We start from the raw sequence: 10,383 nt of genomic DNA, 5'->3' as shown, positions 1-10,383 counted from the left end.
ATTTGCAATAAAATTTTTTGGCTACCTGTAATTAATCCAAGCGCCGCAAGGTCCTTTTTGTTAATGCGTCAGCACTGATCCTTGACTGAGCCTGCCGCGGGCTATGGAAGATGAAGACTACCAATGCAAGCTACCTCGTATGGTTAGGAATTCCTTCACTGCCCAACAAAAAATTTTTAAAAAGGGTCTTGCATTTTTTCATAGGTGAGGGGACGTGGGTTAGCCGCCCCCTCCTACTCGATATGACGGCTGTACGGTTTAGAGACTTTTTAAAGTTTAACGTTTAGAATTTTCTTTACAATAAGACCAGATTACGCTAGAATACAGGTACAGACAATTTGGTCTCCAGCGGTATGACCATATTTTTTCTTTTTGTTATCCAGGGGGGTTCCAGCTAAAGCAATAATTCACCTCATGAAGGACAAAGATTGGCTCCCAGGACAACGGAAAAAGTTTAAGGGTTACTCGCTATTTCATGTGGGCAAACATTTGTTTTTTATATCTTATAATTGCGGTCGTTTACCAGGGCGAAGCGGAGGCCGTTGATATGGAGAATGCCCGTGTTAGCTTGATTTGGCAAAAGGCAGCAAGCGAAGCTGGCTTGCCTTCTTGCCACTTATAAACACGGGTGCGAGGCTCCTTGTCAAGGGCGGTCGCAAAATAATTTTATTCGCCCGCACGAAAAGTGAAGAACTATAATTAATTACATTAATGAAATGATAATTACATATAAGAAATACTATAAAGCCAGAACAAGGTTAGCACTCTAGAAATCCCCTTACTCATATTTCAATTATGTAATAGTTTTTAAATTCAATTTTGGTTATCTATTAAGGTTGTTGCCTGGCATAAAAATTGCATAGATTAAGATAGTGGTTTTTTAACAAACCAAATCTAAATTTTTCAGGGAGGTAATATGAAAATGAAGAGACCCAGCAAGGAACTTATTGAAGAGATGCGTAAGTATGACGTAACCATGTGGTCAGATGCTTTTGACGAACTTGGCATCAACGGGGTAATGATCGGCATGAGACCCATCATCGATGGTGTGAGAATAGTAGGGCCCGCCGTTACCACCGCCGAGCGACCCGTTTTGCCTTCTCCTGAAAAGGTTCAGTTGGGCACGGTGATGGAGCAATGCCAACCTGGCGACATCATAGTAATCGATGCTAATGATACAAATTACGGTAACTGGGGGGGCCTGGTGACCCTCAAAGCCAAAAGGTTTGGTGTTGCTGGCGTTATCGTGGACGGGGCTGTCCGTGATATAGCCGAGATCAGGCAATACAATATGCCCACGTGGAGCAAGCGGATCAGTCCGATATCCTGCGTCAAGCGGCTTAAGACTATCAGCATCAATGAGCCCATTGTTTGTGGCAATGTTTCGGTTAAACCCGGCGATATTATTGTGGCCGATGATGACGGCGTGGCGGTTATTCCATTAGAGCGGCTTGATGAGGTTTTGGAAGTGGTCAGGAAGATGTACGAGTGGGAGGTCAAGACCAAGGCCGGACTCATGAGTGGCGAGGATGAATCTCTTAAAGTAAGGGTATATTAGTCTGACTACGTTTTTCATAGATGGCAGTCTAAAGTTTAATTATCTTAGAAAGCTTGCGTATAGAACAATAATTAATTGAAATTAATTGGAAAATCATCCGTAAGAAAGGAGAGATATTGGGATGGCCTTGCGTACTGCTGAGGAATATATAAAAGGTTTAGGTAGCCAAAATCGTGAAGTTTATATCCATGGTGAAAAAGTTACTAATTATGTTGACCATCCCTGTGTACGGCCGGTAATAGAGTCAGTGGCCCTAACATTTGAGAAAGCCTTTGACCCAGAGTTTGAGAATTGGTTGGTGAAGGATTCTGACTTAGTTAAGGGGCCAGTGAATCGTTTCCTTACTGTGCATAAGAGCCAGGACGACCTAGTAGGCCGTGTACAATTGTTAAAGATGCTGACCCCTCAGCATGGAGCCTGTGTGGGGGCCAGGTGTGTGGGCCAGGACGCTATCCATGCAGCTTATATTACCACCTATGATATAGATAAAAAGTACGGCACCAACTACCATGAACGGTTCTGTAAGTGGCTGGCAGAAATGCAAGAGAAAGATCTGGCCGTCTCGGGCATGGTTACAGACTCAAAAGCTGATCGTAGCCTGAGGCCGGAAGAACAGGAGGATCCAGATTCCTACCTTCATGTAGTGCAAGAAAGAAAAGACGGAATTGTAGTGCGTGGGGCGAAGGCTCATCAATCGGGAGCGTTAGTGGCTGATGAGCATCTGGTTCTGCCTACCGAAACTATCAGACCCGAAGGTAAGCAATATGCTATAGCCTTTGCCGTGCCTGCAGATACCCCGGGTATCATTCATATTTACGAGAGCCCGGCCGGCACTGTGCGGCGACTTTTGCCCGGAGCCGGAGAGATGGACTTTGGTAATGCCACCTACGGTGTACATGGAGCCTCTTTGGTAATATTTAATGACGTGTTTATCCCCTGGGAACGGGTGTTTATGTACCAGGAAGCCGATTTTAGCACCGAAATGGTGGAATATTTTGCCAGGATGCACCGTTTGGCCTTTTGTGGTTGCAAGGCGGGACATTGTGATATCCTGTTAGGGGCCTGTATGTTAGCAGTTGAGTATATTGGCCTAACTAAAGCAAGCCATATCTGGGAGAAGTTAGTTACCATGTTCCAGAATTCCGAACTGAGTTACGGCTGTGCTATTGGGGCAGCCAGATTAGGTTACGCCACACCTTCAGGCGGTTATATGCCAGACGTCAGCCTGACCAATGCAGCTAAACTTCAAGGTGGACGTGCCGTGGCGGAAAACGCCAACCTAGCTATGGATATCGGTGGTGGGCTTTTATGCACTATACCTACCCAAAAAGACTGGGAGAACGGTGAAATTCGCGAATACATTAATAAGTACTTCCGCGGCAAAGCCGGCATATCAACTGAGAACCGTATTCGCATTAGCCGCCTGATTGAGTATCTTATGGGCCAGTCCTCGGTTATTCCAGCCGAATCTATCCTAGGCGGCGGTCCCCCGGAAACGCAAAGGGTTATGCTGCGCGTAAGTTTAAGGCAGCGGGCCGGGTGGATGAAAGAGAGGGCTAAGGTTCTGGCTGGCATAAAGGAATAAGGGTTGAGGGCTCTGAGGAAAGTCAAGATCCGGTTATGTGTAGGATGTAAGGCCGAGGTTGACCGTGGTCGGATTTACAAGCTCCTACAAGACATTCTTCCTACTAGAGGGTGGCACATGATGCCATCCTGGCAGGAAGAAACTGTGGAGGTCTTTATTCTGGTTAACGGCTGTCCGGTGGCGTGCCTAGAGAGACCGTCAGGCACACCGGCAGTAGTTATTAAAGGGCATATGGTTGAAGGCCTAGCAGTTGAGGATGAGAATGAATTAGTCGAAAAGGTTATGGCTATTTTGCAACAGAGATTTGACGCCTCTAAGGCTTAAGCCAAGAGGTTCTTTAGGGGGTACTAAAGTGCTAGAAATAAGGTTTCACGGGCGGGGTGGCCAGGGTGCGGTTATGGCTGCTACTATCCTGGGTAAAGCGGTCGCTTTGTACGAGGGGAAGTATGCGCTCTCTTTCCCAGCTTTCGGTACTGAGCGCCGTGGAGCTCCGGTCATGGCCTTTACCCGGATTGATGATAAACCCATCCGTTTACGGACCCAGGTTTACAAGCCCAACGTTGTCGTTGTATTAGACGACAGCCTGTTGGCCACCACAAATGTAGTTGAAGGTTTGGCATCTGACGGTCTTGTGTTAGTTAACACAGTAATGCCGGCTGAAGAAATGGGCCTTCAAGCAGGCCCCAGTGCCAAAGTTGTAACCATAGATGCCACCGGTATAGCTCTTAAGACACTTAAGGTAAATATCGTCAATACCAGTATTCTTGGTGCATTGTGTGCGGTTTCAGGTCTAGTTAAAATCGATTCAATAATCAAATCCATAGAGAATACTTTACCGGAAAGACTTGTAAAAAGAAACGTGGAGGCCGCTCAAGAGGCGTATAGAGCGTTGTCTGAGGGGAGGACGGCCCAATGAACCTAATGTCAGCAACAATAACTGGGTTTCCTAAGATTCCGGTTATCCCTGGCGGTACAGTTCTGGTAAAAACAGGTGGCTGGCGCACTATGCGGCCGGTTATCGACCCTGAGAAGTGCAACAACTGTTTGCAATGTTGGATTTATTGTCCCGATGGGACTATTGAAAAAGGAGCTAAGACGGTAATGATAAACTATGACTACTGCAAGGGATGTGGGATTTGTAGCGAGGAATGCAGCCATGGAGCTATTACTATGCTGAGGGAAATGGGTGACGAAAAATGAAAATGTATCTTAACGGCAATACCGCTGTGGCTCATGCTGTCCGTTTGGTCAAGCCCGGAGTAGTAGCTGCCTACCCCATTACACCACAGACCGTGATTGTAGAAAAGATTGCAGATTTTATTGCTAATGGGGAACTAGACGCTCAGTACATCAAAGTTGAGAGCGAACATACAGCTATGGCAGCCTGTTATGGGGCCAGCGCAGCAGGGGCACGGGCTTTTACTGCCACTTCTTCCCAGGGATTGGCCTACATGCAAGAGATGCTGAATTACGTTTCTGGGGTACGAGTACCGGTGGTTATGGTTGTAGGTAACCGTGCTCTCAGCGGACCCTGGACCATATGGCTGGACCATCAGGATACTATCCAGGCACGGGATACGGGATGGATTCAACTCTATGTGGAGAACAGTCAGGAAGCCCTAGATACCATTATCCAAGCCTATAAAATCGCTGAGAACCCTGAGATCCTTACCCCAGTTATGGTGTGTATGGACGCCTTTGTTCTTACACATACCGAGGAAGTAGTAGATGTTCCTGAAGCCAAAGCGATCGATGCCTTTCTGTCGCCCTACAACCCTGAGTTTGTATTGGATGCAAATAACCCACTGACCTTTTCCTTTGGTACGCCACCAGCCCTTTATATGGAGTTCCGTGTCTTGCAGGAACAAGCAATGCAGCGGGCGCTTGGTATCATAAAGGAGGTGGCCGAAGATTATGGGCGCACTATTGGCCGCTACTGGCCGGGGCTGATCGAAAAGTATGGCCCCGAAGATGCCGAAGTGGTAGTGGTGGCCATGGGCAGTCTTTGTGGTACCATCAAAGAAGTCGTCGATGACCTTAACTATCGAGGAAAGAAAGTGGCTTTGGTGCGCATACGTGCTTACCGTCCCTTCTCGGTAACAGACATCTGCCAAGCGCTGCAAGGGGCAAGGGCGGTTGGTGTCTTTGACCGCGACCTCTCCTTCGGCTATGCTGGTGCCCTGTATACTGACGTCAAGGCAGCCCTTTACGGCAATCTCAACCCGGCTCCCCGCGTATTGAACTATGTAGGCGGCCTGGGGGGACGCGATGTCAGGGTGGAAGAAATCGAAAGTATTTTTCTGAACCTTTTGGGCGAACAACATATGGATCAGCAAGAACAATCAGACGTCAGGTTTGTGGGGGTGAGGTGGTAGTATGACAACGCTAGCTGAGCTGACGAGTGAAGAGTTATTCTTTGGACATGCCGGCTGTGCGGGGTGCGGTTCGGTTCTGGCAGTTCGTCAAGCCCTTAAGGTTTTGGGTCGTAATGTAATTTTTGTAGAGCCGGCTGGTTGTGTTCTGGGGGTTACCTGTTTTTACCCGCAAGTAGCCTTACGGGTGCCGCTTTTGCCCACGGCTTTCCCGGCCACGGCCTCCACGGCCTCGGGCGTTTCAGTAGCCTTAAAGGCCAAAGGTCGGCATGATGTGAAAGTAGTTGCTGTAGCCGGTGATGGTGGTACGGCTGATATTGGCCTGCAGGCCTTGAGCGGGGCAGTAGAGCGCGGTGATGAACTTATTTATATATGCACCGACAACGAAGCCTATATGAACACCGGTATACAGCGAAGCGGCCTCACTCCCTGGGGCGCTACCACTACGACTACTCCAGGAGGCAAGCTGGGTCATCGTGAGGATAAGCCTAAGAAGGACATGATGGCCATAGTAGCAGCTCATGGCATACCGTATGCGGCTACGGCATCTATCTCCCACTGGAACGACTTTCTGCAGAAGGTAGAAAAAGCTTACCGAGTGAAAGGACCGTCATTCCTGCATGTCCTGGCTCCTTGCCCGCCGGGTTGGGGATTTGACACCAGCCAAACTGTCAAGTTTGCCCGTCTGGCTGTACAGACCGGTATTTGGCCTTTATATGAGATTGAGAATGGTAAATATCGTATCACTCTGAAGATACGTAACTTCAAGCCTGTTAGGGAATACGTGGAAGGGCAGGGAAGATTCCGCGGCCTATCGGAAGCGGAGGTGGCCCATATTGAATCATTGCGCGATCAGCAATGGGCCAATATAAACAGTATGGTCGAGGCTACTAACAAGTAGCCGTTAAAAATCATCAATTTATCAGAGAAAGGGGATATTAAATGGCTGATCTATCCGTCGAACTTGCGGGACTGAGGTTTAAGAACCCGGTGGTGGCTGCTTCCGGCCCTATAGCCCATAGCAGCACTACCCTGGAAAAGGCTATCAAATCAGGTTTAGGAGGTGTTGTAACCAAGACTTGTACCGCTACCCCTTACTTCCGTACCTATCCGCGTATGGAGGAGTATCTTTTGGATTTTGAGCTGGATCCGCACCGTATTTTTGCGCACCCCAAGGGTTGGGCCCTCTACCACCGCGATCATCTGCAGCATCAGGATCCTGAAGCATGGGTCAAAATTATTAAAGAGAAGATGCCCTTGGCCAAAGAGTATGACTGCCGTATTATCGGCTCTATTGAAGGCGGGTTGGACGCGAATGAATGGAAAAAGCTGGCTAAGATGCATGCCGAAGCTGGGGTAGAGGCTTTGGAGCTAAACTGTTGCTGCCCGCATCCAGGCGTTGTGTCCACCCAGTACCAGGCAGGTTCATCTGGTGCTGTGGGAGCTTCTGTGGGCAAGAATGCTGAAGCTGTAGCTAAAGCTGTAAAAGCTGTAAAAGAAGTTACCGGGCTCCCTGTTTTCGTGAAGCTAACTCCTGAGGCTGAGGACCCGGCCTATATAGCTAAGGTGGCGCAAGAGGCCGGTGCGGACGGCGCCACTATCATCAGCCGTAACCTGTCCCTGCGTATTGATATTGAGACTGGTAAGGCTATTGGCTACACCTATTGTTCTACTTCAGGGCCGGGCACTAAGGAGTTTTCCATGCGCTGGGTAGCGGCCACGGCACAGCTATGCAACATTCCTATCCTAGCGAGCAATGGGCCTGTAGAACCCGAGGACTTTATTGAGTTCATGATGGCAGGGGCTACGGTAGTAGAGACTTGTACGGCTCTCATGGTTTACGGTTACCGCTACGTTAAAGAGATCCTCAAGGGCATGGAAGAGTTCCTTGACAGAAAGGGTTATAATGCCAGGGATATCATCGGTATGGCTTTACCCCTTGGTCCTTCTTCTGACATCCCCGTGAAGTTTAAGGCCAAGTACGGTGTGGTAGATCGGGATAAGTGTAACGGCTGCAAACGGTGCGAAGAGGCTTGTTTTTACGATGCCCTACGTATAGAGAACCGGAAATCAATTATCGATCCGGACCGTTGTGTAGGCTGCGGCTTCTGCCAGTATCTCTGCCCGCAGAAAGCCATTAGCTATCTTGAGAGGGCTTCAGAAGAGGAATACATCGCTGCTCTGCATAAGAGCCTGTAATCGTGTATTGCGATTAAGATTGCGCTCGTCTATCTTATGACCTCCATCTGAGGCTTCCGGTCGAGTAAAATGTGACCGGGAGCCTCAGGGTTTGTCGAAAAGACCAGGAAGCGCATGCCAAAAATGGGAGGGAGTACAGATATGGGTTTAACCATGATCCAGAAGATCCTGGCTAAAGCCGCTGGGACAAGTTCGCCGGAGCCAGGCGAGATTGTAGAAGCCAGGATCGATACGGCTATGATTCATGATGCTACCGGGGCACCGGTTGTTGCGGCTTTTAGAGAAATAGGTAGGTCCAGAGTTTGGGATCCGGATAGGGTGCTTATTCTCTTTGATCATTCCATACCAGCTCCCACCGAGAGTGCTGCCCGGCTGCAAAAAATATTGAGGGAATTCGCGACAGAACAGGGTATCCAGAATCTAGATATTAAGGCTGGAGTATGCCATCAGGTTATGCCCGAAGAGGGCTGGGTATATCCTGGGGCGGTAGTAGTGGGCACAGATTCCCATACTTGTACCCATGGCGCTTTTGGAGCCTTTGGGACCGGTATCGGCTCCACGGAAATGGCGGCGGTTTTTGTTACTGGTAAGTTGTGGTTCCGGGTGCCGGAATCCATAAAAATCATAGTGGACGGTAGTTTTCCGAGGGGCGTTTTCGCGAAGGATCTGATTCTTTATTTATGCGGGAAGTTGACTGCTGAGGGAGCGTCGTACAAATCCATTGAGTTCGCTGGCCCGGCGGTAGAAAAGATGTCGATTTCTGAGCGCATGACACTCTGCAATATGGCCATCGAGATGGGCGCTAAGGCAGGTATGATCGAGCCTAATGAGGTGGTACTGGAGTTCGTGCGGTCCAGGGCAAGACACCCCTTCGAAGTAATCAAGGCTGATCCCGATGCGTACTATAGCGAAACAGTCGCAGTAGATGTTTCGGATCTTGAGCCGCAGGTGGCCTGTCCTACCCAAGTAGATAACGTAAAACCTTTACGAGAGGTAGCCGGTTTACCTATCAACCAGGCTTTTCTAGGCTCGTGTACCAATGGCAGGTTGGATGACTTGCATGCTGCGGCTAAGGTTTTGGAAGGTCGAAAGGTTCATCCCCACGTGCGTCTTTTAGTAGTGCCGGCCTCAGCTCAAGTATACCGCCGGGCTATGGAAGATGGAACATTGAGAATCCTGTCCGAAGCCGGGGCTGTAATTTGCAACCCAGGTTGTGGGCCGTGCTTTGGCGGCCACCAAGGCCTGATGGCTGAAGGCGAACGTTGTATCGCCAGTTCTAACCGCAATTTCAAGGGACGTATGGGCAAAGGTTCTGAAGTTTACCTGGCCTCGCCAGCGAGCGTGGCCGCTGCTGCAGTAGTAGGCCAAATTGTTGACCCGCGCGAATTTTTTGCATAGTCAACAGTTAAAATTTAAACGACTAAATAAAGGGGGAGTAAAAAAGTGGCCAAGGCATGGGTATTGCCCAATGCTGTTGATACTGATGTCATTCTGCCTGGGCGTTACTTAAATATAACCGATCCGGCAGAATTGGCCTCTCATGCATTGGAGGGGTTGGACCCGGAACTGGCTAAAAAAATCAAAAAGGGAGATTTTATTTTAGCCGGTCGTAATTTCGGTTGCGGCTCTAGCCGTGAACAGGCCCCTGTAGCCCTAAAAGCTTTAGGTGTTCAATGTGTAATAGCCGAGTCTTTTGCCCGTATTTTTTATCGTAATGCCTTAAACATAGGCCTCCTGGTTTTAGAAACCAAAGATAACATCAATGAATTGGTAAGTAGTGGAGATGAGGTAGAATTGAGTGGGGACAGGAAGGAGTTGAGAAACTTAACTAAAGATACCAAACTAAGGCTTACACCCTTACCGGAGTTTATGGCTCGCATTGTGGACGCCGGAGGAATTGTACCCTACTTGAAGAAAGAGAGTTAAGAGAGGTAAGTCAAAGCTGCCTGAGGAAAAGATTCGTTTTTGAAGGACCGCTCTAAAAAAGGAAATAATAAAGGAGGCGTAAAGGTATTTTATGAAGACGGGAAAGATATTGATCTGCCTGGCTCCTCGCTACATCAAGTGGGTAAACCAAAATCCAGGTCACCAGCAATGAGATAAGAGATGGTAATAAAGTTAGCCTTATTGCGATAACCACGAGCCTTTGCTTTTCCAGCTTGCAGCAGGCTATTAGTACCCTCCAAGAGACCGTTTGAAATGCGGCTGTTAAACCAACTTAGCACTCCTTCCCAGTGGCGTTTAATTGTTTTAGCAGCCTGAATCATCGGCTGCAGGCGGCAATGGGTTGCCCAAAAATACCACCGTTTGAGATGGGCTTCGCCACTTTCACGATCGGGCTGGGTAAAAAGATCCTGGAAGGCCAGCTTGACGCGATAGGCTCGCCCGGTTTTTAGATGGCAACGGCTAAGGGCCTCAATGCTTGCTTTTTGTGTACTGGTCAGGTTGGCAGGGTTCTTCAGCCATTGATAACGGGTCTTCTTCAAGAGGGCTGTCTCCTGGCTCTCCTGGCGTCGTACTTCATCAAGGGCCTGATTGATTATTTGCATGAGATGATAACGGTCTAAAACTATGGTGGCATTGGGGAGGTACTTGTCCTATATAGCAACAAATGATATTTGCCACTCAACCAAGATCCCTTTACACTTAAGGCAGGAAGGGTTACTGGC

At 48.6% G+C, this 10,383-nt stretch carries 10 protein-coding genes and 1 pseudogene; 10 read left to right on the top strand and 1 reads right to left on the bottom strand.

Annotated features, from left to right (window positions below):
- The first annotated feature begins 922 nt into the window (after positions 1-922).
- From SDD30_RS16720 to SDD30_RS16675, 10 genes are all read left to right on the top strand, one after another.
- Positions 923-1,558, top strand: coding sequence for an RraA family protein (locus SDD30_RS16720; protein ID WP_054936113.1), 636 nt, complete (start codon positions 923-925; stop codon positions 1,556-1,558).
- A gap of 121 nt (positions 1,559-1,679) precedes the next feature.
- Positions 1,680-3,143 carry a 4-hydroxyphenylacetate 3-hydroxylase N-terminal domain-containing protein gene (locus tag SDD30_RS16715; RefSeq protein WP_434076070.1) on the top strand — a complete coding sequence of 488 codons (1,464 nt, stop codon included), beginning with the start codon at positions 1,680-1,682 and terminating at the stop codon, positions 3,141-3,143.
- Between the two features lie 3 nt (positions 3,144-3,146).
- On the top strand, positions 3,147-3,467 hold the full coding sequence (locus SDD30_RS17380; RefSeq protein ID WP_494517278.1) for a hypothetical protein: 321 nt from the start codon (positions 3,147-3,149) through the stop codon (positions 3,465-3,467).
- Between the two features lie 28 nt (positions 3,468-3,495).
- On the top strand, positions 3,496-4,059 hold the full coding sequence (locus SDD30_RS16705) for a pyruvate ferredoxin oxidoreductase subunit gamma (RefSeq protein ID WP_434076068.1): 564 nt from the start codon (positions 3,496-3,498) through the stop codon (positions 4,057-4,059).
- Complete coding sequence (locus SDD30_RS16700; RefSeq protein WP_434076067.1) at positions 4,056-4,343, top strand: 4Fe-4S binding protein; 288 nt, start codon at positions 4,056-4,058, stop codon at positions 4,341-4,343. Before SDD30_RS16705 ends, SDD30_RS16700 begins: the two co-directional genes overlap by 4 nt.
- Positions 4,340-5,518 carry a pyruvate ferredoxin oxidoreductase gene (gene porA, locus SDD30_RS16695; protein WP_434076066.1) on the top strand — a complete coding sequence of 393 codons (1,179 nt, stop codon included), beginning with the start codon at positions 4,340-4,342 and terminating at the stop codon, positions 5,516-5,518. Before SDD30_RS16700 ends, porA begins: the two co-directional genes overlap by 4 nt.
- A gap of 1 nt (position 5,519) precedes the next feature.
- The gene (locus SDD30_RS16690; RefSeq protein WP_434076065.1) at positions 5,520-6,416 is read left to right on the top strand and encodes a thiamine pyrophosphate-dependent enzyme; all 897 of its coding nucleotides are present in this window, start codon (positions 5,520-5,522) and stop codon (positions 6,414-6,416) included.
- Between the two features lie 41 nt (positions 6,417-6,457).
- A complete protein-coding gene (locus SDD30_RS16685) occupies positions 6,458-7,714 on the top strand; it encodes a 4Fe-4S binding protein (RefSeq protein ID WP_434076064.1) in 1,257 nt (418 codons plus the stop codon).
- Positions 7,715-7,855: 141 nt separating this feature from the next.
- Positions 7,856-9,112 (top strand): 3-isopropylmalate dehydratase large subunit, encoded by a 1,257-nt coding sequence (locus SDD30_RS16680; protein ID WP_434076063.1) that lies wholly within the window; start codon positions 7,856-7,858, stop codon positions 9,110-9,112.
- 45 nt (positions 9,113-9,157) lie between these two features.
- The gene (locus SDD30_RS16675) at positions 9,158-9,640 is read left to right on the top strand and encodes a 3-isopropylmalate dehydratase small subunit (RefSeq protein WP_434076062.1); all 483 of its coding nucleotides are present in this window, start codon (positions 9,158-9,160) and stop codon (positions 9,638-9,640) included.
- Positions 9,641-9,774: 134 nt separating this feature from the next.
- Here SDD30_RS16675 and SDD30_RS16670 read toward each other — a convergent pair.
- Positions 9,775-10,296 (bottom strand): annotated as a pseudogene (locus tag SDD30_RS16670) (transposase); the annotation flags it as partial.
- Positions 10,297-10,383: the final 87 nt, after the last annotated feature.

Origin of the sequence: Moorella naiadis (nom. illeg.), assembly GCF_051020825.1 — a bacterium.
GTDB lineage: Bacteria > Bacillota > DSM-521 > Neomoorellales > Neomoorellaceae > Neomoorella > Neomoorella naiadis.
This window is presented reverse-complemented; position numbering and strand designations above follow the sequence as displayed.

Excerpts from the sequence above, each read along its gene's own strand:
- SDD30_RS16685 (WP_434076064.1), top strand. The coding sequence starts at position 6,458 with ATGGCTGATCTATCCGTCGAACTTGCGGGACTGAGGTTTAAGAACCCG.
- SDD30_RS16680 (WP_434076063.1), top strand. The coding sequence starts at position 7,856 with ATGGGTTTAACCATGATCCAGAAGATCCTGGCTAAAGCCGCTGGGACA.
- SDD30_RS16700 (WP_434076067.1), top strand. The coding sequence starts at position 4,056 with ATGAACCTAATGTCAGCAACAATAACTGGGTTTCCTAAGATTCCGGTT.
- porA (WP_434076066.1), top strand. The coding sequence starts at position 4,340 with ATGAAAATGTATCTTAACGGCAATACCGCTGTGGCTCATGCTGTCCGT.
- SDD30_RS16690 (WP_434076065.1), top strand. The coding sequence starts at position 5,520 with ATGACAACGCTAGCTGAGCTGACGAGTGAAGAGTTATTCTTTGGACAT.
- SDD30_RS16715 (WP_434076070.1), top strand. The coding sequence starts at position 1,680 with ATGGCCTTGCGTACTGCTGAGGAATATATAAAAGGTTTAGGTAGCCAA.
- SDD30_RS16720 (WP_054936113.1), top strand. The coding sequence starts at position 923 with ATGAAGAGACCCAGCAAGGAACTTATTGAAGAGATGCGTAAGTATGAC.